Origin of the sequence: Tardiphaga sp. 215_C5_N2_1, from assembly GCF_052076055.1 — a bacterium.
GTDB classification, from domain to species: domain Bacteria; phylum Pseudomonadota; class Alphaproteobacteria; order Rhizobiales; family Xanthobacteraceae; genus Tardiphaga; species Tardiphaga robiniae.
Genome location: NZ_CP197240.1, coordinates 597005 through 622510 on the forward strand (window position 1 = coordinate 597005; position 25506 = coordinate 622510).

The 25506-nt window shown below is 61.7% G+C and carries 24 protein-coding genes; 13 read left to right on the top strand and 11 right to left on the bottom strand.

The features are described 5' to 3' along the window. Positions 1–84: 84 nt before the first annotated feature. The 3 genes from AB7828_RS02605 (at position 85) to AB7828_RS02615 (ending at position 3311) form a co-directional block, all read left to right on the top strand. Entirely contained in the window at positions 85–1173 is a 1089-nt protein-coding gene (locus AB7828_RS02605) for a TRAP transporter substrate-binding protein (protein WP_089267138.1), read from the top strand. 165 nt (positions 1174–1338) lie between these two features. Next, positions 1339–2427: a TRAP transporter substrate-binding protein gene (locus tag AB7828_RS02610; protein WP_441229324.1), complete on the top strand. Its 1089-nt coding sequence runs from the start codon at positions 1339–1341 to the stop codon at positions 2425–2427. After that, on the top strand, positions 2367–3311 hold the full coding sequence (locus tag AB7828_RS02615) for a 2-keto-4-pentenoate hydratase (protein WP_441232186.1): 945 nt from the start codon (positions 2367–2369) through the stop codon (positions 3309–3311). Before AB7828_RS02610 ends, AB7828_RS02615 begins: the two co-directional genes overlap by 61 nt. A 5-nt stretch (positions 3312–3316) precedes the next feature. On the opposite strand, the gene AB7828_RS02620 is transcribed toward AB7828_RS02615, so the two are convergent. From AB7828_RS02620 to AB7828_RS02645, 6 genes are all read right to left on the bottom strand, one after another. Beyond that, positions 3317–3664: a GFA family protein gene (locus AB7828_RS02620; RefSeq protein ID WP_184515675.1), complete on the bottom strand. Its 348-nt coding sequence runs from the start codon at positions 3662–3664 to the stop codon at positions 3317–3319. A 42-nt stretch (positions 3665–3706) separates the two neighbouring features. Continuing rightward, a complete protein-coding gene (locus AB7828_RS02625) occupies positions 3707–5116 on the bottom strand; it encodes a TRAP transporter large permease (RefSeq protein WP_120290994.1) in 1410 nt (469 codons plus the stop codon). A 75-nt stretch (positions 5117–5191) separates the two neighbouring features. Then, positions 5192–5728 (bottom strand): TRAP transporter small permease subunit, encoded by a 537-nt coding sequence (locus tag AB7828_RS02630; protein WP_089267141.1) that lies wholly within the window; start codon positions 5726–5728, stop codon positions 5192–5194. 185 nt (positions 5729–5913) lie between these two features. Continuing rightward, positions 5914–6945 (bottom strand): GTP 3',8-cyclase MoaA, encoded by a 1032-nt coding sequence (gene moaA, locus AB7828_RS02635; protein ID WP_439058091.1) that lies wholly within the window; start codon positions 6943–6945, stop codon positions 5914–5916. Positions 6946–7057: 112 nt separating this feature from the next. Continuing rightward, on the bottom strand, positions 7058–7501 hold the full coding sequence (locus tag AB7828_RS02640; protein ID WP_441229325.1) for a hypothetical protein: 444 nt from the start codon (positions 7499–7501) through the stop codon (positions 7058–7060). Between the two features lie 149 nt (positions 7502–7650). Next, entirely contained in the window at positions 7651–8343 is a 693-nt protein-coding gene (locus AB7828_RS02645) for an HAD family hydrolase (RefSeq protein ID WP_441232187.1), read from the bottom strand. 193 nt (positions 8344–8536) lie between these two features. Between AB7828_RS02645 and rpiA the strand changes: the two genes are divergently transcribed. Genes rpiA through gor form a run of 3 tightly spaced genes read left to right on the top strand, consistent with a single transcriptional unit; the run spans position 8537 to position 11238 of the window. Beyond that, positions 8537–9235, top strand: a complete 699-nt coding sequence (rpiA, locus tag AB7828_RS02650; protein WP_175367384.1) for a ribose-5-phosphate isomerase RpiA — start codon at positions 8537–8539, stop codon at positions 9233–9235. Positions 9236–9258: 23 nt separating this feature from the next. Then, positions 9259–9798, top strand: coding sequence for a DUF2059 domain-containing protein (locus tag AB7828_RS02655; RefSeq protein ID WP_089267146.1), 540 nt, complete (start codon positions 9259–9261; stop codon positions 9796–9798). Between the two features lie 54 nt (positions 9799–9852). After that, positions 9853–11238: a glutathione-disulfide reductase gene (gor, locus tag AB7828_RS02660; RefSeq protein ID WP_439076788.1), complete on the top strand. Its 1386-nt coding sequence runs from the start codon at positions 9853–9855 to the stop codon at positions 11236–11238. A 156-nt stretch (positions 11239–11394) separates the two neighbouring features. On the opposite strand, the gene AB7828_RS02665 is transcribed toward gor, so the two are convergent. Then, on the bottom strand, positions 11395–12315 hold the full coding sequence (locus AB7828_RS02665) for an alpha/beta hydrolase family protein (protein ID WP_441229326.1): 921 nt from the start codon (positions 12313–12315) through the stop codon (positions 11395–11397). A 159-nt stretch (positions 12316–12474) separates the two neighbouring features. Between AB7828_RS02665 and AB7828_RS02670 the strand changes: the two genes are divergently transcribed. The 3 genes from AB7828_RS02670 to AB7828_RS02680 are packed head-to-tail and all read left to right on the top strand — an operon-like array spanning position 12475 to position 16014. Continuing rightward, entirely contained in the window at positions 12475–13863 is a 1389-nt protein-coding gene (locus AB7828_RS02670; RefSeq protein ID WP_093758919.1) for a class II 3-deoxy-7-phosphoheptulonate synthase, read from the top strand. A gap of 2 nt (positions 13864–13865) precedes the next feature. After that, positions 13866–14219 carry a diacylglycerol kinase gene (locus AB7828_RS02675; protein ID WP_120291006.1) on the top strand — a complete coding sequence of 118 codons (354 nt, stop codon included), beginning with the start codon at positions 13866–13868 and terminating at the stop codon, positions 14217–14219. A 43-nt stretch (positions 14220–14262) separates the two neighbouring features. Then, the gene (locus AB7828_RS02680) at positions 14263–16014 is read left to right on the top strand and encodes an NAD+ synthase (RefSeq protein WP_441229327.1); all 1752 of its coding nucleotides are present in this window, start codon (positions 14263–14265) and stop codon (positions 16012–16014) included. Positions 16015–16069: 55 nt separating this feature from the next. Here AB7828_RS02680 and AB7828_RS02685 read toward each other — a convergent pair whose 3' ends face one another. The 3 genes from AB7828_RS02685 to AB7828_RS02695 form a co-directional block, all read right to left on the bottom strand. Further along, a complete protein-coding gene (locus AB7828_RS02685) occupies positions 16070–18127 on the bottom strand; it encodes a DUF1217 domain-containing protein (RefSeq protein ID WP_441229328.1) in 2058 nt (685 codons plus the stop codon). A 108-nt stretch (positions 18128–18235) separates the two neighbouring features. Further along, the gene (locus AB7828_RS02690) at positions 18236–19420 is read right to left on the bottom strand and encodes a DUF2865 domain-containing protein (RefSeq protein ID WP_175367379.1); all 1185 of its coding nucleotides are present in this window, start codon (positions 19418–19420) and stop codon (positions 18236–18238) included. A gap of 230 nt (positions 19421–19650) precedes the next feature. Beyond that, positions 19651–19956 (bottom strand): hypothetical protein, encoded by a 306-nt coding sequence (locus AB7828_RS02695; protein ID WP_089267154.1) that lies wholly within the window; start codon positions 19954–19956, stop codon positions 19651–19653. A 302-nt stretch (positions 19957–20258) separates the two neighbouring features. Here AB7828_RS02695 and cysS point away from each other — a divergent pair, with 302 nt between their 5' ends. The 3 genes from cysS to AB7828_RS02710 all read left to right on the top strand — a co-directional run bounded on the left by cysS (position 20259) and on the right by AB7828_RS02710 (position 22681). Then, a complete protein-coding gene (gene cysS / locus AB7828_RS02700) occupies positions 20259–21653 on the top strand; it encodes a cysteine--tRNA ligase (protein ID WP_441229329.1) in 1395 nt (464 codons plus the stop codon). Positions 21654–21768: 115 nt separating this feature from the next. Then, complete coding sequence (locus AB7828_RS02705; RefSeq protein ID WP_441232188.1) at positions 21769–22263, top strand: GNAT family N-acetyltransferase; 495 nt, start codon at positions 21769–21771, stop codon at positions 22261–22263. Between the two features lie 25 nt (positions 22264–22288). After that, positions 22289–22681, top strand: coding sequence for a VOC family protein (locus AB7828_RS02710; protein ID WP_441229330.1), 393 nt, complete (start codon positions 22289–22291; stop codon positions 22679–22681). Positions 22682–22687: 6 nt separating this feature from the next. Here the strand turns inward: AB7828_RS02710 and AB7828_RS02715 are convergent, their stop codons facing one another. Further along, on the bottom strand, positions 22688–23293 hold the full coding sequence (locus tag AB7828_RS02715) for a TIGR00730 family Rossman fold protein (protein WP_089267321.1): 606 nt from the start codon (positions 23291–23293) through the stop codon (positions 22688–22690). A 208-nt stretch (positions 23294–23501) separates the two neighbouring features. Between AB7828_RS02715 and AB7828_RS02720 the strand changes: the two genes are divergently transcribed. Beyond that, positions 23502–25457 carry an ABCB family ABC transporter ATP-binding protein/permease gene (locus tag AB7828_RS02720; protein ID WP_439063601.1) on the top strand — a complete coding sequence of 652 codons (1956 nt, stop codon included), beginning with the start codon at positions 23502–23504 and terminating at the stop codon, positions 25455–25457. Positions 25458–25506 lie beyond the last annotated feature (49 nt).

Here is a 25506-nt window from a genome sequence, read left to right on the forward strand (position 1 = left end):
GTCTTCGGTTGAATCGCGCAACGATTTGCCGCTGAATATGCTCAAAGGAATTCTAGGGAAAACGCCCGCAAAAGGAGAGCTTGAATGAAGCGTCGTGAGTTTTTGAAGGTTTCGACGGCCGGCGCCGCGGTGGCCGCCGTTGCCTCGCCGGCGATCGCGCAGTCCGCGCCCGAGGTCAAATGGCGCCTCGCATCGAGCTTCCCGAAATCGCTCGACACCATCTATGGCGGCGCCGAGATGATGGCGAAGCAGGTCGCCGAAATGACCGACAACAAATTCCAGATCCAGGTCTTCGCGGCCGGAGAACTGGTCCCCGGTCTGCAGGCGCTCGATGCGACCTCGAACGGCACCGTCGAAATGTGCCACACTGTGTCTTACTACTATGTCGGCAAGGACCCGACCTTCGCGATCTACGCGTCGGTCCCGTTTGGCCTGAACGCACGCCAGCAGAATTCCTGGTGGTACCAGGGCGGCGGCGAACAGCTCGGCAACGAGTTCTTCAAGAAATTTGGCGTCATCGGTCACCCTTGCGGCAATACGGGCACGCAGATGGGCGGTTGGTTCCGCAAGGAGATCAAGACCGTTGCCGATCTCTCCGGCCTCAAGATGCGCATCGGCGGCATTGCCGGTCAGGTGCTGCAGAAGGTTGGCGTCGTGCCGCAGCAGCTTGCGGGTGGCGACATCTATCCGTCGCTCGAAAAAGGCACCATCGACGCTGCTGAGTGGGTCGGTCCCTATGACGACCAGAAGCTCGGCTTCCAGAAGGTCGCAAAGTACTACTACTATCCAGGTTTCTGGGAAGGTGGCCCGACGGTCCACGCCTTCACCAACCTCGAGAAGTACAACGCGCTGCCGAAGAGCTATCAGGCGATCCTCACCAATGCCTGCGCCAATGCCAACAGCTGGATGGCCGCTCGTTACGACATGCAGAATCCGGCGGCGTTGAAGCAGCTCGTCGCCGGTGGCACGCAGCTGCGTCCGTTCACCAATGAAGTTCTGGATGCATGCCTCAAGGCCACCAACGAACTCTGGGCTGAAATCTCCGCGAAGAACGCCGACTTCAAGAAGTCGATCGACGCGATGCAGGCCTATCGTTCGGACGAATATCTGTGGTGGCAGGTCGCTGAATACACCTTCGACAGCTTCATGATCCGCTCGCGTACCCGCGGCTGATCTTAAGCCTCGATCAAACATGAAGCCCGGCCTTCGCGAGAAGGTCGGGCTTTTTGCATTGCGTCACTCAAATCGCCGTGGCTTCTCGCTGGAACCTGGCTCATGCTGCTCCCCAACGCCCTCGCCAAGAAGGGCGCTGACACATTCACATCTAGGGAGCACATCATGAAGCGTCGTGAGTTCATCAAGGCTGCCGGTCTGGGGGCTGCCGGCGCGGCCATTGCCGCGCCGGCCATCGCGCAATCTTCGCCGGAGATCAAATGGCGGTTAACGTCGAGCTTTCCGAAATCGCTCGATACGATCTATGGCGCCAGCGAGGTATTCGCCAAGGCCGTTGCCGAGGCCACCGACAACAAATTCCAGATCCAGGTGTTTGCCGCCGGTGAGATCGTCCCCGGTCTGCAGGCGCTGGATGCGGCTTCCAACGGCACCGTGGAGATGTGCCACACGGCGGCCTACTATTATGTAGGCAAGGATCCAACCTTCGCGTTCGGTACTGCGGTTCCGTTCGGACTCAACAGCCGGATGCAGACCTCGTGGTTGCAGGTGGGCGGTGGCGCCGAACTCTTCAATGAATTTCTCAAAGCCTACAATGTCATCGGATTCGCGGCCGGCAACACCGGCTGCCAGATGGGTGGCTGGTTTCGCAAGGAGCTGAAGGAGCCATCCGACCTCAGTGGTCTCAAAATGCGCATCGGCGGCTTCGCCGGCCGTGTGCTCACCAAGCTCGGGCTCGTTCCGCAACAGGTGGCCGCCGGCGATATTTACCCGTCGCTGGAAAAGGGCACCATCGACGCTGCCGAATGGGTCGGACCTTACGATGATGAAAAGCTCGGTTTCCAGAAGGTCGCCAAATATTACTACTATCCCGGCTTCTGGGAAGGCGGTCCGACACTGCACAACATGGTCAACCTCGCTAAGTGGGAGCAGCTTCCTGCCAGCTACAAGTCGATCATCAGGACCGCCTCGTCGCTCGCCAACGAAACCATGCAGGCACGCTACGATGCCTACAATCCGCCGGCGCTGAAGCGCCTGGTGGCCGGTGGCACGCAGCTGCGGCCGTTCCCCGCATCCATCATGGATGCGTCGCTGAAGGCTGCCAACGAGGTTTATGCCGAGACCTCGGCCAGCAATGCGGCGTTCAAGAAAGTCTATGACAGCATGGTGGCCTTCCGCGGCGACCAGTACACTTGGTGGCAGGTCGCCGAGTACAGCTTCGACAGTTTCATGATCCGCTCGCGCACCCGCAGCTGATCGAAGACTGTTTCGGAAAAAGGAGCCCGGCCTTCGTGAGAAGGCCAGGCTTCTTGTTGAAGCGGTCTCCCTTAGCCGGTGCGCGGACCGCGAATCCGCTAAGCGTTCTGTTCCTGGAGGGAGCCGAATTTGCCATGACCGAATCTGAAATCGAAACGGCCGCCGACATTCTTGCCGGGGCGCGCCGCAGCGGAACGCAGATCGAAGCGCTGCCCGTCACGCCATCTTCGGTTGCGGAGGCGCACGAGATTCAGGATCGGGTTGCTGCGCTGGTCGGAGAGCCCATCGGTGCCTTCAAGGCCGGTGCGCCGCCCGAGGGCGAACCGACACGCGGTCTGATCGAAGCCCGGATGATTCGTTCGAGCCCGGCGCATATGTCTGTGGCTGAAGTCCCGCATCTTGGCGTCGAGGGCGAGGTCGCCTTCCGCTTTACCCGCGATCTGCCGGCGCGCAGCGCGCCCTACACGCGCGATGAGGTGGCGCAATCCGTGTCCGTGCTGCCGGCCATCGAGGTGGTCTCCAGCCGGTTTCGAGAGCCGACGAGCCGGCCGCGGTTGGAGCAGCTTGCCGATTGCGGGATCAATGGTGGGCTGGTGCTCGGGCGTGAGATGACCGACTGGTCACATCTCGATTTGCCTAACCTGCACATCACGTTTGTTGTGAACGGCGAGACGGTGCTGGAGCGCAAAGGCGGCCATCCGACCGATGATCCGCTTGCCGCTGCAATCGCGCTGGCCAATATGTGGCGGGATGCCGGAGGCTTGAAAGCTGGGCATGTCGTCACGACAGGCAGCTGGACCGGCATGCCGTTCCTGAGGCCCGGCGATCACTGTGTGGTGCGATTTGAAAAGCTCGGCGAGGCCGAGATCATGTTTGTCGGCTGATCGCGTTAGCGATCCTTGCCATCGAACTGCTGGATATCCAGAGCGCTCAGATCGACCGCAGGCAAGCAGCGCACATTGACCGATGCCATCATCATTCCGTTGGGCGCTTTTCCTTCGCCGAACGGGGCAATGCCGCAGGTGCTGCAGAAGTGATGCTGAATGGCGTGGTGATTGAACGTATAGGTCGACAGGTTCTCTTTCGCGGTTTTCAGCACCAGTTTGTCGCGTGGAACGAAAGCGAGCAGGCCGCCGCGCCGCCGGCACATCGAACAGTTGCAGTCGATGGCCGAATTGAAATCGCCCTCGACTTCAAAGGCGATGTTGCCGCAATGGCAACTTCCTTCATGCAGCATCGGTTATCCCCTGATCGTAAAGCGCGATAGTAACGTCATTCGCTATTTTGCTGGTCCGAAGTCCGGCATCGCCGGCATTTCGATCTGCGGGATCTCGATCTTCACGTTGGACGTATCCACAGCCGTGTTGTCGATCCAGTAGGTCACGAGACCGGGCCAGTAGATCACGATGATTACCAGGATGATCTGCATCCCGACCCATGGCAGTGCGCCGAGATAGATATCGCGGCTCTTCACTTCGGGCGGTGCAATGCCGCGCAGATAGAACAGTGCGAAGCCGAACGGCGGATGCATGAATGACGTCTGCATGTTCACGCAGAGCAGCACGCCGAACCAGACGAGATCGATCCCGAGCTTGGCCGCGACCGGCGCCAGCAACGGGATGATGATGAAGGCGATCTCGAAGAAGTCGAGGAAGAACGCCAGAAAGAACACGAAGATGTTCACGAAGATCAGGAAGCCGATCGCGCCGCCGGGCAGGCCGGTGAGCAGATGCTCGATCCAGCGCGCGCCATCCATGCCCTGGAAGACGAGGCTGAAGCAGGTCGAGCCGATCAGGATGAACACCACCATCGAGGTCAGGCGCATGGTCGATGTCATCGCCTGGTCGATCAGCGGCCAGGTCAGGCGGCGATGCAGCGCGGCGAGCACCATCGCGCCGACCGCGCCCATGGCGCCGGCTTCGGTGGGCGTCGCAAGGCCGAGGCCGATGGTGCCGAGCACGAGGAAGATCAGCACGATCGAGGGGATCATGCCCCACAGCACGCGGCTGATGAGCTTCCAGTTCATGGGCTCGCGCGCATGTTCCGGGATCGGCGGCATCGCGCTCGGCTTCAGGATCGACAATACGACGATGTAGAGAATGAAGATCACGACCTGGATGATCGAAGGACCGATCGCGCCGAGATACATGTCGCCGACCGAACGGCCGAGCTGGTCGGCGAGTACGATCAGCACCAGCGACGGGGGGATGAGCTGCGTGATGGTGCCGGATGCGGCGATGACGCCGGTGGCGAGCTTCATGTCGTAGCCGTAGCGCATCATGATCGGCAGCGAGATCACGCCCATGGCGATGACCGAAGCAGCAACGGTGCCGGTGATGGCGCCGAGCACGGCGCCGACGAGGATCACCGCATAAGCGAGACCGCCTGGGATCTTGCCGAACAACTGGCCGGTGCCTTCGAGCAGATCTTCAGCAAGGCCGCAGCGCTCGAGGATCGCGCCCATGAAGGTGAAGAACGGGATCGACAGCAGCAGGTCGTTCGAGATCGTGCCGTAGAAGCGGAACGGCAGCGCCTGCAGGAAGGACGGATCGAAGTGACCGGTGAAGATACCGAGAATGCCGAAGAACAGGCCGACCGCGGCCAGCGAAAAGGCGACCGGGAAGCCGAACACCATGAAGCAGATCATGGTGCCGAACATCAGCGGGGGGAACACGCCGTAGGAAAACATCGGTGGTCCTGACTATCGAACTGGTTCTATCGAACGGATTGGTCGAAATGCGAGAGGCTGAAAAAGCGAACGCCGCTATTGCAGCGGCGCTTCGTAATGGGTGTCGATCTTGACGACGCCGGCGAGCGCGGCGATGCGCTTGGCGAGTTCGGCCACACCCTGCAGTAGCAGCAGACCGAAGCCGAGCGGCAGCACCAGCTTCACCGGCCACAGGATCAGGCCGCCCGCATTGCTGGAGACCTCCTGCGAATTCCAGGAATTCAGGAAAAACGGGAACGTCATGTAAGTGAGGTATGTCATCGCCGGCAGCAGGAAGATGCAGAGGCCGATGATGTCGATCCACAGCCGCGCGCGATCGGAGACGGCCGAATAGAGCAGATCGACGCGCACATGCTCATTGAGGCGCAGTGTCTGCGCCGCGCCGAAAAATACGATGCCCGCGAACATGTACCACTGGATTTCGAGCCAGCCGTTCGACGAGTAGTTGAAGAGATAACGGATCGTGGCATTGCCGGCGCTGACGAGGCAGGCAAGCAGCACGAGCCACTTGGCGATGAAGCCGAACACATCGCTCAGTGCATCGATCGCACGTGTGAATTTGAGTACGTCCACAGTTCCCCCCGAAAGTCGCCCCGCTGTCCGCTCATCACGTCTTTCTCACTGAGAAAGCGCAGCTTTTTCCGCTGGGCGAAAGAATTCGGCGGCACCATTTCAGCGCGTCATGCAATCGTCAATCGGAAATTGACGGTTTGTCGCAGGCCATTGGTCGAGGGGAAGGACGGAGCACCGCCGGTGGGTTACCCCCCGGTCACGCTCATATGCCGGCTGACGCTCGGCCGGTTGTGGCGGCGATCGATGATGAAATCGTGCCCCTTCGGCTTCAGGCCGATGGCGCGGTCGATCGTGGCGTTCAGGAGGTCGTTGTCGGCGGAAGCCCGCAGCGGCTTGCGCAGATCGGATGCATCCTCGTGGCCCAGGCAGGTATGGATCGTGCCGGTGCAGGTAATGCGGACACGATTGCACGACTCGCAGAAATTGTGGGTCATCGGCGTGATGAAGCCGATCTTGCCGCCGGTTTCGGCAACGCGGACATAGCGGGCGGGACCGCCGGTGTCGTCCGGGAGATCCGTCATCGTGAACTGACCGGCAAGGCGCGTGCGCAGCAGCGACAGCGGTACATACTGGTCGATGCGACCTTCGCCGATATCGCCCATGGGCATCACTTCGATCAGGGTCAGTGCCATGTCGCGGCCGTGCGCCCATTCGATCAATGAGGGGATCTCGTCCTCATTCATGTTCTTCAAGGCGACGGTATTGATCTTCACCGCAAGACCCGCTGCCTGCGCGGCGTCGATCCCGGCCAACACCTTGGAGAGGTCGCCCCAGCGCGTGATGGTGCGGAATTTTACGGGATCGAGCGTGTCCAGGGAGACGTTGATGCGCTTCACGCCGCAATCGGCCAGTTCAGCGGCATATTTGGAGAGCAACGAGCCGTTGGTGGTCAGCGTCAGCTCTTTCAGCGCGCCGGTCTTGAGGTGGCGCGACAGCGAACGCACGAGGCCCATGACGTTGCGCCGGACAAGCGGTTCGCCACCAGTGAGCCGCAGCTTGGTAACGCCCTTGGCGATGAACGCCGAGCAGAGCCGGTCGAGCTCTTCCAGCGTCAGCAGGTCGGCCTTGGGCAGGAACGTCATGTCTTCCGACATGCAATAGAAGCAGCGCAGATCGCAGCGATCGGTCACCGAAACACGCAAATAGTTGATCCGCCGGCCGAACGGGTCGGTCATGGCAGAGGAGGCCAGGGCGGGGCTCAACTCGGAGACGGTCATTCAGATGCCTGACTGCAAAACATGAATTGCTCGCGCGGCGAAAAACGCCGCACGTTCAATCTAGTCACGTGTTGCAGCTGGCACAATCACGCCAACGTATATGTTTGGTGGATCAGCGAGGCGCGGGGAACGGCGAGCCCGCCGCAGATGCGGCGGCCGCCGGGGCCGCGGCAGGCGCTGCTGCGCGCTTGGCAGCCTTGCGGGCGCGGCGTGGCGGTGTCGCAGGCTGCAACTCGGCGACGACCGGGCTCGGATCGACCGTGGTCCGTGCCGGCGAGGTGAAGTCCCCGGGAACGCGGGTAATGGTCACCGGAACTGTCATCGGCTGAAATTTTGCGAGGGTAAAGGTTGCGCTGAACCCGGTTTCCGTTGCCAGAGGCAGCGAGCACGGGGTCTTGCAGCTCGGGCCAATCGACGTGACCACCTCTGCGCCGGGCGGAACCGAGTCGAACTGCACGGTAACCGGTTCCGGTGCCGACTTGAATGCGTCCATGGAGAACGACGTGCAACCGGCCAGGCTCAAGCCTGACGCTGCCAAAACTATTACTCTACGCATGGGTATATCCGTCACGTTTTGCGGCTAGCCGCCATCCCCCGGCAACCATAGGAGCGTCGTACATATGACGCAACACGCAGACCGCTTATAGTTAATTGATGGTTAACGAAGTCGCCCAACAACCTGAGAAACTCAATGATGTGAACAGGCTAGGCGAGGCGGTGTGGCAACAGGCGGTCGACAGTCGTCGGTAGATCGCGGAAATGGTCGATCACGATGTCGGGCTTGAGTTCGATAATCGGGACATCAGTATAGCCGAATGTAACGCCGATCACCGGGACATTGGCCCGCCGCGCCACACCGACATCGGGGCCGGCATCGCCGACCATGACAACGGACGACATCACACCACCGGCACGCGCTACCGTTTGCTGCAGGATGACCGGATCGGGCTTCGCGACGCCGAAGGTGTCAGCGCCGCAGATCGCCGCGAATCGGTCCGTCAGCTCCAGCTTGTCGAGCAGCAGCTTCGACAACCATTCCAGTTTGTTGGTGCAGACCGCGAAGCGGTAGCCACGCGCCGCCATATCGTCGAGCGCCGTAATCAGCCCCTCGAAGGGGCGCGACTCGTCAGCGATATGCTCCGCGTAATAAGCGATGAAATCCTCGGTCAGGCGTGTGACCTCGTCCGGGGTCATTTCCCGCCCTTCAAGCTCGAGCCCACGTTCGATCAGGCGCCGGGCGCCCTGGCCGATCATTTTACGCGCAGATTCCAGCGGGACGGGGGCCAACCCCTCCTGATGGAGCACGTGGTTCAGCGCGCTGATGAGATCGGGGGCGGTATCCACGAGGGTGCCGTCGAGGTCGAAAACGACGAGGGGAGCAGGGGAAGCATCTGTCATGCAGGGATCGCTACCGGTCATCGGCCGATCCCGCAAGGGGTCCCGGATGCGGTCCGGCATCCCCCTTGAAATGCAGGCCTGCATTCCCCGGGAAAGCACGCCCTTCGCCCTGTTCCTTGCCCCCAAACGTCGCTAGATATGCGGCGCATCCCGTCCGCGGGACCGATTGTGAACCGCAAGGACCGCTGCGCCGATGAATATGGACGAGCTGAAACGACAGGCTGCCGCAAAGGCGCTCGAACATGTGCGTGATGGCATGAAGCTCGGACTCGGCACGGGATCGACAGCAAAGCACTTCGTCGAACTGCTGGGTGAACGCGTGGCGGGCGGTCTCAAGGTTATTGGCGTTCCGACGTCTGAGGCCACGCGGGCCGATGCCGAACGTTGCGGCGTGCCGTTGACCACACTCGACGAGGTCGATCGGCTCGATCTCACGGTCGACGGTGCCGACGAAGTCGATCCGGCGCTGAATCTCATCAAGGGCGGCGGCGGCGCATTGCTCCGCGAGAAGATCGTGGCGGCGGCGTCCGACCGCATGATTGTCATCGCCGACGATTCCAAATGGGTGCCGACCCTTGGCCGCTTCCCGCTGCCTGTGGAAGTGATCCCGTTCGGCCTGTCGGCCACGCGCCGCGCGATTGCCGATGTGTTCGCCAAGTGCGGGTTGCACGGCGAAATGGCCATTCGCAGCGGCAAGGACGGCCATGCTTTCGTCACCGATGGCGGCCACTGGATCATCGACGCCCGGCTCGGGACCATTACCGATGCGCCCCGACTGGCTGGGCTGCTCGGCGCCATTCCGGGCGTGGTCGAGCACGGTTTGTTTATCGGCCTGGCAAGCACCGCCATGCTGGCAGGATCGCAGGGAATTCGCGTTTTCGAGCGTCCGTAACGGCGCAATCAAGGAGAATTGGAATGAAGAAGCTCTCGCACATGCTGCTGTCCGCTGGTCTAGCGCTCAGCGTAGCAGTGATCGCGCTGCCGGTCTCCGCGCAGCAGGCATCTCCGGAAGGACAGGCTCGTCCGATCAAGCCGGCATCGCCCGCCGCCATCGGTTACGCCAAGGAAATTCTGGCGATGAAGAACGCCAGCGCGATGTATGCCAATGCCGTGCCGAACATGGTTCAGCGCGTCAAGGATTCGCTGCTGCAGAGCAATCTGAACTATCAGAAGGATCTCAACGAGGTCGCCATCACCATCGCGCAGACGATGGCCGGGCGCGACAAGGAGATCACCGAGCAGATGGCGAAGATCTATGCCAGCGACTTCACCGAGGCTGAGTTGAAGGACCTTGCGACCTTCTACAAGTCGCCGCTCGGCCAGAAACTTCTGGTGCAGGAGCCCCAGTCGATTTCCGCCAGCATGACCTATATGCAGCAGTGGGCGCAGCAGTTTTCGGAGCAGGTCAACGGCCTGTTCCGCGCTGAAATGCGCAAGCGCGGCAAGGAAATCTAAGGGCGTAAGCTGAGGCCCGTCATCCCGGGTCTCAGCCCCCAGTTCGGAGCGATCATGGCTGACGTCGACGTCGATCTGTTTGTCATTGGTGGTGGTTCTGGCGGCGTGCGCGCCGCCCGTATCGCGGCCGGCTACGGCGCGAAGGTCATGGTGGCCGAGGAATATCGCTTCGGCGGCACCTGCGTGATCCGCGGCTGCGTGCCGAAGAAGCTGATGGTCTATGCCTCGCATGTCCAGCGCGAGATCGACGATGCCGCCGGTTTCGGTTGGACCATCCCGACGGCGACGTTCGACTGGTCGACCTTCATCGCCAACAAGGACAAGGAGATCGCCCGGCTCGAGGGCATCTATCAGTCCAATGTGGAGAAGACCGGCGCGACGACCGTCAAGACCCGCGCAGTGTTCGAGGATCCGCACACGCTGCGCCTCGGCACCGGCGAGACGGTGAACGCCAAGCATATCTTGATTGCGACCGGCGGCGCGCCCAATCATGGGCCGGCGATTCCCGGCATCGAGCATGTGATTTCCTCCAACGAGGTGTTTCATCTGCCCGAACTGCCGAGGCGCATCGTGATCCAGGGCGGCGGCTATATCGCGCTCGAATTTGCCTGCATCTTTGCAGGATTGGGCTCCGACGTGACGGTGATCTATCGCGGCGACAACATCCTGCGCGGCTTCGATGAAGACGTGCGCGCCCATGTCCGCAGCGAGATGGAAAAGGATGGCATCACCATCCTGACCGGCTGCACGGTGACCAAGGTCGAGAAACACCGGCACGAATTCACGACGCATCTGTCCAGCGGCGCAAGCATCGCATCCGATCAGGTGTTGTTCGCGATCGGCCGCAATCCGAACACCGCCAATCTCGGTCTCGAGAAGGCTGGCGTTGCACTCAAGCCCGCCCATGGCGGCATCATCGTCAACGAGTTCTCGCAGACCAATGTGCCGCATATCTACGCGGTCGGTGACGTCACCAATCGGGTCAACCTCACGCCGGTGGCGATCCGCGAAGGCCATGCCTTTGCCGATACGGTGTTCGGCAAGAAGACCGTGAAGGTCGATCACAGCAATATCCCGACCGCGGTGTTCACCCAGCCGGAGGTCGGCACTGTCGGCATGAGCGAAGAAGAGGCGCGCGCCATCTTCAGCCACGTCGATATCTACAAGACCAATTTCCGGTCGATCAAATCGACGATTTCAGGCAGCGAAAGCCGCGTGCTGATGAAGCTGGTGGTCGACGGTGCGACGGATATCGTGGTCGGCGCCCATATCGTCGGACCGGAAGCGGCCGAACTCATCCAGGTGCTGGGCATCTGCGTGAAGCTGAAGGCCACCAAGGCTGACTTCGACGCCACCGTGGCTGTGCATCCGAGTGCGGCCGAGGAGCTGGTGACGATGCGCACGCCCACCGCACGCTACGTGCGCGAAGCCGCGGAGTAACACCAGCCCTCATGGTGAGGAGCGCGCCCTTGCGCGCGTCTCGAACCATGAGATGCAACGTATCGGTGTTTGTGGCCATCCTTCGAGACGCGGTCGAAGACGACCGCTCCTCAGGATGAGGGCGGATCGATGATCTGCGGCTTCAATGATGTGCCCCTAATCTTCCATCTGGATCCATTCGGCAGCGCCGCGCCACAGTGTGTCGCGGTGCTCCGGCCGGAAGAAGCCGAAATGGCCGACCTTTTTCGAGCCGGCCTCGATGGGGCGGATACTGTCGATTTCCGGCTTGATCGACGTGAAGCCGGCACAGAGCATTTCGACGGCGGCGCGTGTCGCCCACGGATCGTCCGAGAAGCTCAGGGCCCGCATCTCACCGCGGTAGCGCGGAAAGTTCGCCAGTGCCCGCAATTTGCTGTCGTCGAAGAAGTAGCGATCGCTGGTGACCCAGCCCGCCCATTCCAGAAACACGTCGCGTGGCAGATCGTAGCCGAGGCCGATCCTGCCGGGTGCATAGCCGATGACGCGCGCCAGCGGCGCGCCGACGAATTTCATGAGCGCATAGATGCGGTAGCCCTCAGGCGACGTCATCAGCCGCCAGGTGCCGGCCTGTGCGGCGATGAGCAAGGCGCGCGACACCTCGGAATTGTTGGGGATCAGGCCGAGCGCCTGACCGCCGAAGGAATGGCCGACAAAGGCGAGCGGCATTGCCTTGTAGCGCTCGCGCATCCAGCTCACCGCGGCGGTAACATCGAGCGCCGCCCAGTCGGTCATGGATGCCTTGAAGCCCACCAGCGCGTTCGACCGGCCGGACAGGGGATCGGCCTTGGGCCGCGAATCCCCGGTGCCGCGATAGTCATAGGTCAGCACGGCACAGCCGCGGCTCGCGAGGTAGCTGGCGAAGCCTCTGTAGATTTTGCGGGGAACGGCGGTTGCGGAATTGATCAGAACCGCGTGGGTACGGGCGCCGCGGGGCAGGTACAGCGTCGCGCCCAACGAATAGCCGTCGGTCGCCTGGAAGGTGATGTCATCGGCAAAAGCGTCGTCCAGTGCAGCCTCCGACACCGCAGTTTCTCCCATGGTGTCCCATATGTTCCTTACCCGGGCCTAGCAAATGCGAATTCGGCTTTGGCTGCAAGGGCTTGGGGCGCAATGTGGATTTCGAACTGGCGATCCCCATCTACGCTGTGTATAACGCGGCCTCCGCAGCCATAAAGCGCGGTTTTCAGGAGAGAAGTGATGTCCGAGCGGTGGACGCCCGATAGCTGGCGCGGCAAGCCCGTGCTGCAAATGCCGGAATACCCGGATCTCAAGGCCCTTGGCGATGTCGAGGCGCAGCTTGCCACGTTTCCGCCGCTGGTTTTTGCAGGTGAAGCGCGCAATCTGAAGAAGTCGCTCGCCCGCGTGGCCGCCGGCGAAGCGTTCCTGCTGCAGGGCGGCGATTGCGCCGAGAGCTTTGCCGAACACGGCGCCAACAATATCCGCGATTTCTTCCGCGCCTTCCTGCAGATGTCGGTGGTGCTGACCTATGCCGGCGCGCTGCCCGTGGTGAAGATCGGCCGTATCGCCGGTCAGTTCGCCAAGCCGCGGTCGTCGCCGATGGAGAAGCTCGACGGTGTCGAACTGCCGAGCTATCGCGGTGATATCATCAATGACATCGCCTTCACGCCAGAATCGCGCGTGCCCGACCCACAGCGCCAGCTGATGGCCTATCGCCAGTCGGCGGCGACGCTGAATCTGCTGCGCGCTTTCGCGACCGGCGGCTTCGCCAATCTCGGCAGCGTGCACCAGTGGATGCTCGGCTTCCTGAAGGATTCGCAGCAGTCGCGCCGTTACAAGGAACTGGCTGACCGCATCTCGGACGCGCTGAACTTCATGCGCGCCTGCGGCCTCAATCTGGAAAGCCACCCGGAACTGCGGTCGACGGATTTCTACACCAGCCACGAAGCGCTGTTGCTCGGCTATGAGCAAGCCTTCACCCGCGTCGATTCCACGACGGGCGACTGGTACGCGACCTCGGGCCACATGATCTGGATCGGCGACCGTACGCGGCAGCTCGATCATGCCCATGTGGAATACTTCCGCGGCATCAAGAATCCGATCGGCCTGAAGTGCGGCCCGTCGCTGAAGCCGGATGAACTGCTGAAGCTGATCGACGTCCTCAATCCGGACAATGAGCCCGGCCGCCTGACGCTGATCAACCGCTTTGGCCACGAGAAGGTTGGGGAGCATCTGCCGGGCTTCATCCGCGCGGTACAGAAGGAAGGGCGCTCGGTGGTATGGTCGTGCGATCCGATGCACGGCAACACCATCACGTCGAATTCGGGCTACAAGACCCGACCGTTCGACCGCATCCTGTCCGAGGTGAAGTCGTTCTTCCAGATCCATGCCGCCGAAGGCACTCATCCGGGTGGCGTGCATCTGGAGATGACCGGCCAGAACGTGACGGAATGCACCGGTGGCGCGCGCGCCATTTCGGACGAGGACCTCAACGACCGCTACCACACGGTCTGCGATCCCCGTCTGAATGCCGAGCAATCCATCGACATGGCGTTCCTGATCGCCGAATTGCTGAAGACATCCCGCGTCGACAGGGCGGAGCCGCTGCCGGTGGCATCGGGTCTCTAAACTTGTCGCGCCTCTGGAGGGCCTGCATCAACACCTGGAATGGCCTGACCTTCGCGACGCGATCGGAGCAGGCCATTCGCGAGGAGCTATTTGCACTGCTCCTCGCGGTGCCTTTGTCGTTTCTCATCGGCACCACCGCAGCGCGTCGGCTCGAGCTGGTGGCGGTGGTTTTGCTGCTGCTCACCGTCGAACTCCTCAACACCGCTATCGAGAAACTGGCCGACCGGCTCACCACCGAACACGATCCGCAGATCGGGCGTGTGAAGGACATGGGATCGGCGGCCGTCGGCGTCGCACTGGTGATCGCCGGCATGACCTGGCTGTATGCGCTCGGTGAGCGCATAGGCATCTTCTAATCCCGCAGTTGCGAAGGGTGAGCCGGTAGGCTTGGATGTTTCCATGACAGAATTGACGCGCTTCACGGTCACACTCGCCCAGCTCAATCCCATCGTCGGTGACATCACCGGCAATGCCGCCAAGGCGCGCGCTGCGCGGGCGCAGGCCAAAGCCGACGGCGCGACGCTGATCGTGTTTCCTGAATTGTTCATCGCCGGCTACCCACCGGAAGATCTGGTGCTGAAACCGGCCTTTCAGGCGGCCTGCCGTGCGGCCATCGAGGAGCTGGCGCGCGAGACCGCGGACGGGGGTCCGGCTGTGTTGATCGGCTCGCCCTGGGTCGATGGCGGGAAGCTCTACAATGCCTGCGCGTTGCTTGACGAAGGCCGCATTGCCGCGATCCGTTTCAAGGTCAATCTGCCGAATTACGGTGTGTTCGACGAAAAGCGCGTCTTCGCGCGCGGCTCGGTCTCGGGACCCGTCACCATCCGCGGCCTGCGCGTCGGCGTGCCGATCTGCGAAGATACCTGGATGGAAGAGTCCGCCGACTACGAAGACGTGGTCGAGACGCTGACCGAGACCGGCGCCGAAATCCTGATCGTGCCGAACGGTTCGCCATATGCCCGCGGCAAGACGGATCTGCGCTTGTCGGTGCAGGTCGCCCGCGTTACCGAGAGCCATCTGCCGATGATCTACCTTAATCAGGTCGGCGGTCAGGACGAACTAGTGTTCGACGGCGCGAGCTTTGTGCTCAATGCCGACCGCTCGCTGGGGGCACAATTGCCGTCCTTCACCGAGAGCATCACGACGCTGACATTCGAGAAGATCGACGGCCACTGGCGCTGCGACGGACCGATCGCACCGGTACCGGAAGGCGACGAGGGCGACTACGCCGCCTGTGTGCTTGGCTTGCGCGATTACGTCAACAAGAACGGCTTCCCCGGCGTGCTGATGGGCATCTCCGGCGGTATCGACTCTGCGCTTTGCGCCGCGATCGCCGTGGATGCGCTCGGCGCCGACCGCGTGCGCGGCATCATGCTGCCATTCCGCTACACCGCGCAGGTGTCGCTCGACGATGCCGACAAGCTCGCGAAGGCGCTGGGTTTCCGTTACGAGATCCTGCCCATCGCCGATGCGGTCAATGGCTTCGAGAAGATCCTTGCCGATACCTTCAAGGGTCTCGCGCGCGACATCACCGAAGAGAACCTGCAGGCGCGCACCCGTGGTACGCTGTTGATGGCCGTCTCCAACAAGACCGGCGCGATGGTCGTCACGACAGGTAACAAGTCGGAAATGTCGGTCGGCTATGCCACGCTCTATGGCGACATGAATGGCGGATTCAATCCGATCAAGGATCTCTACAAGACCCAGGTGTTCCGTATCTCGACCTTGCGCAATTCGTGGAAACCGGAAGGCGCGCTCGGTCCCGATGGCGAAGTGATCCCGGTCAATATCATCGTGCGACCGCCGACCGCGGAATTGCGCGAGAACCAGACCGATCAGGACTCGTTGCCGCCCTACGATATTCTCGATGGGATTCTCGAACGTCTGGTCGAGCGCGAGGAACCGCTGTCAGAGATCGTGGCGGCCGGCTTTGAGAAGGACGTTGTGACGCGCATCGATCGGCTGCTCAACATCGCCGAATACAAGCGCCGACAAGCGGCACCGGGCGTGAAAGTGACGCGGAAGAACTTTGGCAGGGATCGCCGCTATCCGATCACCAACAAGTTTCGCGATCTGGCCAATCCATTGCCGAAGCCCGATGAGGACCTGGTGACTCGGCCAGGCAAGGGTACCAGCGCAGCGTTTGAATGAAGCTGTAGGGCGAATGACGCCCTACAAACCCGTCGTGTATCAGCGCGTGATCCCGTCACCGCGCAGTTTTGGCCACCGCCGCAAAGGTTGAATCGCTCAGGACGCCACCGCCCTGAAACAGGGTGACGACGGGTGAGGATGCGGCGCTAGTGCTGTTCTTGATGTCATACAGCGCCGAGAAACGGTTCAGCAGTTTGGCCAGCTTGGCGGGATCGGCGAGGTCCTTCAGATTGAGGTGTTTCTCCACCACCTTGGCCTGCTGATCGATATCCATCGCGCCGACCTCGTCCGGCAGGCTGAAGATGGTGCGGAACACTTCCGCCAGCGCCTTGTCCGCAAGCAGGTCATAGGCCGAGGTGATGCTCGGCGCCTTGCGCTCGAAGTAGAGCGCGAGCCGCACGCCCGGATTGCTTTCGCCCTGCTGCGTCTCCAGCGTCTGCTGCAGATATTTGTGCTGGATTTCCATGAACTGGTCGCGGGTCTGCGGCCCGAATTTCGGCAGCCGCGCGATCTCGCCGTCGTCGCCGAAATTGAACGAGGCCACCAGCTCCGCGAAACGCGGATCCTTCTGCGTGTTGACGAAGCTCTTGGGGTCGTTCAGGTCGGAATCGAACATCTTGCGCAGATCGGCGGTGGTCACCTTGGCGGGGTCGAGGTCCTTGGCGACGAGCGCGATGTCGATGAGCTTCCTGTCGGCGAGCAGATCCTTCACGCTCTCGATATTGGCGATGTTCTTCTGATAATAGACCGCGTCCTTGTCGGCCACCTTGCGCAGCTCGGCCTGTTCCTTGTCCTTCGTGAAGCGTGTCTTGGCGATGATGTAGTCCTTCATCACCTGGGTGACTTCCGCCGCGTCCTGCGCCACCACGGGCGTCGTGATATTTCCGCTGCTGTCGAAATTGAATGCCCGAGCGAGCTGAACGTATCGGTCGTCGTGCAGCTTGTTCACGTAGCTCTTGGGATCGTCCGGATCGCTTTTGAGTACGTTTTTGATGATCGTCGGCGAAACCTCTTCGGGATCGAGACCAAATGATTTCAGAGCAAAATTATAGACGTTTGGCGTCTTGAGAAAGGCATCGACCGTGGTCACCTTGGCGAGACCGGAGCGATACTGCTTGATGAGCGATGCCGCGTACTTTTCGTCCGCTGCGAGATAGGTCGCGCCCTGGCTGTTGACATATTTGGCATGGGTGTTGCTCAGCTGCGCGGCTGTCTGGGCAGGCGTTCCGGTGGGCAATGTGCCGTCGGGCGAGAACTCGAAAGCGCCGGCAAGCGCCACATAGCTGTCGATCGTCTCGAGTGCATCCTTATAGCTGAGGATGCTGACCTCATTCATCGATCCGCGCGTGCGCTCCAGCTCGATCTTCTGGCGCAGGTCGGCCATATCGGCGCCCGGCTGTTTCAATGCCGCCATATATGTGTCGATCTTGCTGGCGGCATCGAGCATCGCTGCCTGGGCTTTGGTGATATTCGCATTGATGTCGGCTTTCTGCGACACCCAAACGGAATTGACATAGCTGTTCGGATCGGACGGATCGCTGCTCAGCACCTTGCTGATCGTGTCGTGGGACCAGCGATTCTTGTCGATTCCGAAGGCCGAGAAAACATAATCGCGCAGCTTGTCGTCGGCGAGCAGGCCATTGACGTTGGTGATCTTTCCGATCGTGAGATTGTAGTAGTTCTTGTTCGCGTCGATGGCATCGACCCCGCGCTGCGCTACGGCCGTGTACAGACCGATCATGTCGTCGGCCTGGTTCTCGGACTGGGCAGTGTTGCTGCTGCTGCTGGTGGTCCCGAAGGGGAAGGCCGCTGCGAAATCCCGGTAGCGCTTGTCGCTCAGCTTGTTGGCAAAACTGTTGGCGTCGGAGAGATCGCTTTCCAGCACCTTGCGCAGGAAGGCCTTGGCATAGGCCATGTCCTCCAGACCATAGGCCGTCGTTGCATAGGTATAGAGCCGATAGTCGTTCAGGAGATCATCGACGGTTTTCACCTTGCCGATGTTCTCCTTGTAATAGGCCGTATCCCGCGAGACGGTGGCCTGTTGCGAGATCCGCGTCAGCGATTGGGTGAGATTGCGGGAGACGATATTATAGTTGAGATAAGTCGAGACCATCCGAACACCCTCGCGGTTTGGCGTGAGCCTACCGTTCGGAGGTTGTCCGAAGCTGGACGCTAGGGCTGGGCCGTCGTCGCTCTGCCTGGCCGGGCGAGGACACGAGGCTTAACGCGGCGCGTTATTTGGCAGGAATTGCGGGCCGACGGTCCGGATCTGGCCAGGAGTGGACGGCGCCGTCGGTTGCGCGGGAACTGCTGCTGCAGGCGCCTCCGGTGCTGCGCCCTTCTTCAAGGCGGCAGGCGTGCCCTTTTGCGGCTGCGACATCCGCTTGGCACGTTCCTCGGTGACGATGATGTCGCCATTCTCCGCTGCCGATTTGTCGTCGACATTCTTCAAAGCTTCGGACCACGTCTGGCCTTGCGCCTTGCAGGAGCACGACGGATTGAATTCAGTGCGATACTTGAAAGCGTTCGGCGACGACGAATAGGGCTGTCCCGAAACAGAGACGGCCGAGTTCATGTCCTCGCCGGGATTGCGATAGGTGAACAGGTTGGCGTCGGAGGCCGGGCAGAGATTCTTGCAGGTCCGCTCGTCATCGCCGAAACGCGCCGGGATCGTCGCGAACGAGATCGGGAAATAGAAGCCATCGCAGGTGCGCACGCAGACGGTGCGATAGGTGCCGGACGGAACGGGCGACATATTGCCGTCCAGCGGCGCCGCGCCGGGGCTTGGCTCGTTGTTGCCGAACAGGTTGCTCAGGAAACCGCCGGGGCCTGAGTTCTGTGGCGCGGCGCGCTGCGCAGCGGCGGCGTATTGCGGGCCGCAATTGTTCTGCGCGAGGGCCAGCAGCACCGAGCGGCGCTGGGTATCACGGTCCGAACTGCCGGGCGTGCCGACGCGCAGGCGTTCGAGATTGCTGGTGATCTGATCCAGATTGCCGCGCATCTGCTGGATCTGATTGTTGACCGGTCCGCATTGCTGCGACTGGCCATTGAACAGCGAGAAGAAGCCGGAACTGTCGCAGCCCATCCGCTTGGCCTGTGCCGAGACGCGGTCGAGCTCGCTCTGCTGTTTGGACGCGGCGTCCTCATAGCGGCGAAGCTGCTCGGCGCGCGCGGGATCGAGGCCGTTGCCGCGATCGATGGTCGCAAGCTGCGCCTCGAGGCGCCCGCACATCGGATTGGCGGAGCCCTGCTGCTGCGCCTGACTCGGCGGATAGACCTGCTGCGCGGGATAGGCCGGGGGCGGTCCGTTCTGCGCCGATGCAGGAGTGCCCAGCGACAGCGCACCAACCAGTGCGGCACCAACGAAAGCCCAGCGAGAAAGGGAAGCAGTCACAGTGTCAGACATATCCGGCCAATGCGCGAGTCAGAAGCGAGCGAGACAGAAACAAGCGGGGTAGTGCGGCATCGCGCGTCGATACCGCCGCCAACCTCTCGCCGACGTTGCCAGACGCGCGCGATGAAAATGCGGCGGCGAACGCGGCTTTCCATAGCTGCTTCTCGCGGCAGGGTCACGTCGTTTCCGGGGCCTCACTGTGGCCGCAAGCGTGACGCAAGAAAGTCGCAAGCCGCGTGATGTCAGCGCTGGCAGGTAATCGCAACGAATTCGTCGCATTTGCCATGATGGCAGGCGCTGCCTGACGTCGGGACCGAGCCGGTCACTTCATCGGGATCGACGCGGCGATAGGCGACGGCCTGGTCGAAGGCGCGCGATTTGCAATAGGACAGGGCGGCATGCGCGCCGCATTTCTCGCCGCGGGCGAGGCACTGGTCGATACCGTAACCGTCAGACTGGTTGGCGATGATGAAGACGCGGGAATCGGCAAAGGCCGAGGAAGCGGCCAGAACAAATGCCGCCGTCAGAACGACTGAAATGGATTTCATAACTCACCGAATGAATGAGGAAATTCGCCCTCATTCGATACGCCCCAAAGATTAATAATCATTAACTATGGGCGGCGTAGCGAGGGATTGAGGCCGAAATCAGCCCTTTGCGGCATAGTTCCACACCCTTGACGGGCCACCTGGGGTTGCCCCATGGTGCCCCGATGAACGGTTCTCTCGCCATTTGTGGCATTTGCCGCGAGATTAAGAGCTAGCGATTCGCTGGCTGAGGCCGTCTTTTCTCACACGAGATCAATCTCAAGAGGGATGAGAGGACGCCCGGCCGCTAGGGACGGACATCCATGGAACTGCGCCTTTACGACACCCTGACCCGCGAGAAGCGCGTCTTCACGCCGATCGATGCCGACAATGTCCGGATGTATGTCTGCGGGCCGACGGTCTACGACTTCGCCCATATCGGCAATGCGCGTCCGGTCATCGTGTTCGACGTGCTGTACCGGCTGCTGCGGCACATCTACGGCACTGATAAAGTCACCTATGTCCGCAACATCACCGACGTCGATGACAAGATAAACGATCGTGCGTTGCGCGACTTTCCGGGCCTGCCGCTGAACGAGGCGATCCGCCGTGTCACCGAGACCACGGCCAATCAGTTTCAGGCCGACGTCGCAGCGCTGGGCTGCCTGTTGCCGACAGTGCAGCCGCGGGCGACGGACTTCGTGCTGCCGCGGCCCGACGGCAAGACCGATATGGTGACCTTGATCAGGGAATTGATCGCGCGCGGCCACGCCTACGAGGCTGCGGGCGAAGTGTTGTTCGACACCCAGTCGATGGCCGACTATGGCGCACTCTCCGGCCGCAAACTGGAAGACCAGCAGGCCGGTGCGCGCGTCGCAGTAGATGCGCACAAGAAGCATCCGACCGACTTCGTGCTGTGGAAGCAGTCATCCGCGGAAGAGCCCGGCTGGGACAGTCCGTGGGGCAGGGGCCGTCCGGGCTGGCACATCGAGTGCTCGGCGATGGCGGAGGCCTATCTCGGCACGATCTTCGACATTCATGGCGGCGGCCTCGACCTGATCTTCCCGCATCATGAAAACGAAATCGCCCAGTCGCGCTGCGCGCACGGTACGCATGCGATGGCGAATTACTGGATGCATAACGGCTTCCTGCAGGTCGAAGGCGAGAAGATGTCGAAGAGCCTCGGCAACTTCTTCACGATCCGTGAACTGCTGCAAGATTGGCCGGGCGAAGTGCTGCGCCTGAACATGCTGAAGACACACTATCGTTCGCCGATCGACTGGACCGTGAAAGGTTTGGAAGAAAGCGCCAAGACGCTCGATGACTGGTATTGGGTCGCAGCGGATGCAACAGGTGGCGACGTCTCCGACAAGGTGATGGAGCCGATGTTCGACGATCTGAACACGTCGCTGGCTGTTGCAGCGCTGCACGGTCTTCGCAACAGTGCGGCCGCAGGCAATGACGGCGATCGCAGCCAGTTTGCAGCGTCGTTGCGTGCGCTCGGTTTCCTGTCGGAAACGGCTGCTGCATGGAATGGACGCAAGCAACAGGCCAGCGGGATCGATGCAGCAAAGGTCGATGGTTTGATTGCGGATCGTACAGCCGCCCGGGCTCGCAAGGACTTCAAGGAGTCGGATCGTATTCGCGACGAACTTGCCGCCATGGGCGTCGTCATCAAGGACTCGAAGGAAGGCACCACCTGGGAGATCGCGCGATGAGCCGACCCGACACACCGTTTCCAAAGCACTGGAAATATTACATCGCGCTGAAGTGGGCGCTGATCGTCGGCGCGATCGCGCTGGCACTGAAGCTGGTGGATTTCTGGTGAGCGCGATGGGCGAGGCGAAACCGGCACTGCGGCCGTTCCTGCCGGATGACACCGCGATTGCGGCTGCGATCTATGTGGCCAGCATCGAGGAATTGACGGGCGAAGACTACAGCGAAGCGCAGCAGGAAGCCTGGGCCGCCACAGTCGACGACGAGGTGGCCTTCGGCAAGCGGCTGGCGTCGCAACTCACGCTGATTGCGACATTGGACGGCGTGCCGGTCGGCTTCGCATCGCTGAAGGGCGCCAACCATATCGACCTGATCTACGTGCATCCGAATGCCGCCCTCCGGGGTGTGGCATCGCTGCTGATCGATGCGATCGAGAGGCTGGCCGGTGCGCGCGGCGCAAAGCTGCTGACTGTCGATGCCAGCGACACCGCTGAGCCCTTCTTCAAGAAACGCGGCTACATCCCGACACAGCGCAACAGCGTGCCGCTGAATGATGAGTGGCTTGCCAACACCACGATGCAGAAGACGCTGGGCGAATCCGGGGCCGCCTAAATCGAAGAAGGCTGGGGGAAGACCGATGATCGATCACATCTCCATCGCGGTCAGCAATCTCGAACGTGCCGTGCCCTTCTACGAGCGTAGTTTCGCGCGGCTTGGCATGACCCGGCTGGTAACACGGCCGGCAATGGTTGGGTTCGGCAAGACCTATCCGGAAGTCTGGATTAATCTGCGTGCAGGCATGGCACCGCTACCGCTTGATAGCGGTGTGCATCTTTGCCTTCGCGCGAAGACGACGGATGAGGTTGATGCGTTTTATGCGGCAGCCATCGCCGCAGGCGGCGTCTCGGAAAGCGCGCCCTCGCTCCGGCCGCATGATCGCGTGCGCTACTATGCGACTTTCATCGCCGATGCCGATGGCAATCGTATCGAGGTGGTGACGTTCCCGAAAGACGACGCCACCACGTCGTAGAAGGCCTTAGAGCCGCGTCGCGACGTCCGGAGCCAGCTTCTTGGCTTCGTCGGAGGCCAGCGCCGCAGCGGTGCGGAGCCGGGGCAGGATGTCTTCGGCACGGTCGGCCGTCAGCACGTCCAGCGGCAGTGTCGGCCGGATGAAGGCGGTCGAGCGCATGTGTTTGAGCAGCTCGAGCAGCGGTTCCCAGAAGTTATCGATATTGGCCATCAGGATCGGCTTGCTGTGGCGGCCGAGTTGCTGCCAGGTGAGCTGTTCGACCAGCTCTTCCAACGTGCCGATTCCGCCGGGCAGGGCGACGAAGGCGTCCGATCGCTCGAACATCAGCCGTTTGCGCTCATGCATGTCGTGGGTAACGATCAGTTCCTGGGCGGCGGTCAGCGCGTTTTCGCGCTTGGTCAGGAATTCCGGGATGATGCCGGTGACCCGGCCGCCATTGTCCAGCACGGACTTGGCGACCGCGCCCATCAGGCCGATGGAGCCGCCGCCATAGACCAGGCCGATGCCTTGCTCGGCCATGATCTTGCCGAGCGCGACCGCTGATTCGACGAAACTGGGATTGGTACCGGGGCCGGAGCCGCAATAGACGCAGATCGTTTTAATTGTGCTCATAGATTCCATGTGGCACTGCGGGATAACAGCGTCAAGACACGGAATGAACGTGATACGGGAAATTCCTGCCCGGGACACCTCTCCGCAGGAAAAGAATGCTCCGCGAGGGTGCGACGTTCCGGCAAAGCGCCTATATGCATTCTAATGAAATCGACCTCCATTTTGAGCCGGCCCCGGGCCGCAGCTCCGTTCGTTCCAGGCGCCGTGCATGTCTGATTCCGATCCCGCGCTGAACGACGAGACAGCTCCCAATCCGGCCTATATCGAGCGCGGCACCCTGTTCGGAACGCTCGCCCATTTGTGGCCCTATATCTGGCCGGGCGACCGCGACGACCTGAAGATGCGCGTCGTCTGGTCGATGCTGCTGCTGCTGGTCGCCAAGGCGGCCACACTGACAGTGCCGTTCACCTTCAAATGGGCGATCGATGCGCTGACCGGCGCTGATACGGCTCCGGTCCAGTCCTCGAACTGGACGCTGTGGCTGATCGCATCGCCGGTCGCCATGACCGTCAGCTACGGCGCGATCCGCGTGCTGATGGCGATCTTCACGCAGTGGCGCGACGGCATCTTTGCCAAGGTGGCCATGCATGCGGTGCGCAAGCTGGCCTATCTCACCTTCGTCCATATGCACGAACTGTCGCTGCGCTTTCATCTGGAGCGCAAGACCGGTGGCCTGACGCGTGTGCTCGAACGCGGCCGCGCAGGCATCGAAGTCATCGTGCGGATGGTGATCCTGCAACTGGTGCCGACCATCGTCGAGCTGTTGCTGGTGATGGGTGTGCTGCTGTGGCAGTTCGACTGGCGCTATGTGCTGGTCGTGGCGATCACCGTGGTCGTCTACATGTACTATACGTACCTGGCGACCGAGTGGCGCATCGCCATCCGCCGCAACATGAATGAGTCCGATACCGAAGCGAATACCAAGGCCATCGACTCGCTGCTGAACTACGAGACGGTCAAATATTTCAGCGCTGAAACGCGCGAGGCCGAGCGCTATGACAAGACCGTTGAGCGTTTCGAGCGCGCCAGCGTCAAGACCTATACGTCGCTGGCTGTGCTCAATACCGGTCAGGCAATCATCTTCACGCTCGGTTTGACATCGACGATGCTGATGTGCGCGGTCGGCGTGCGCAACGGCACCCACACGGTGGGCGATTTCGTCATGATCAACGCCATGATGATCCAGCTCTACCAGCCGCTGAATTTCATGGGCATGGTGTATCGCGAGATCAAGCAGGCGATCATCGACATCGAGAAGATGTTCGGTGTCCTGAACCGCAATCCGGAAGTGAAAGATATTCCGGGTGCGATGCCGCTGTTGGTGACATCGGGCGCTGTGCGCTTCGACGATGTCCGTTTCGCTTATGACCCGGAGCGGCCGATCCTGAAGGGGCTCTCCTTCGATGTGCCGGCCGGCAAGACCGTCGCCATCGTCGGCCCGTCGGGCGCCGGCAAGTCGACGATCTCGCGGCTGCTGTTCCGACTGTATGATGTATCGGGCGGCACGATCTCCATCGATGGCCAGAACATCCGCAATGTCACGCAGGCCTCGCTGCGCCAGTCCATCGGCATGGTCCCGCAGGACACCGTGCTGTTCAACGACACCATCCGCTACAACATTCGCTATGGCCGTTGGGACGCAACCGACGCGGAGGTCGAGGAAGCCGCCCGTATGGCGCAGATCGACCCGTTCATCCGGATGTCGCCAAAGGGCTACGAGACCGAAGTGGGCGAGCGCGGCCTGAAACTCTCCGGCGGCGAGAAGCAGCGCGTGGCCATTGCGCGGACCGTGCTGAAGGGCCCGCCGATCCTGCTGCTCGATGAAGCGACGTCGGCGCTCGATAGCCATACCGAGCAGGAGATCCAGGACGCGCTGGAGAAGGTCTCGCAGGGCCGCACCTCGCTGGTGATTGCGCATCGGCTGTCCACCATCGTCGGCGCCGACGAGATCATCGTTCTCGACCAGGGCCGTATCGCCGAGCGCGGTACCCATGGTCAGTTGCTGGCCGCGGCCGGTCTCTATGCCAGCATGTGGAACCGGCAACGCGAGGCCCAGGAGGCCCGTGAGCGGCTGGCCCAGATCGGCGATGATGCCATCGCCCCCAATCGCACCCCACCGCCGGTCGATGACGACCGGCTGATGACGCCTGACGCGGCGGAGTGATTCTTTCTCTTTCCCTCGCCCCCGAGCGCGGCGAAGCTGCGCTTGGCGG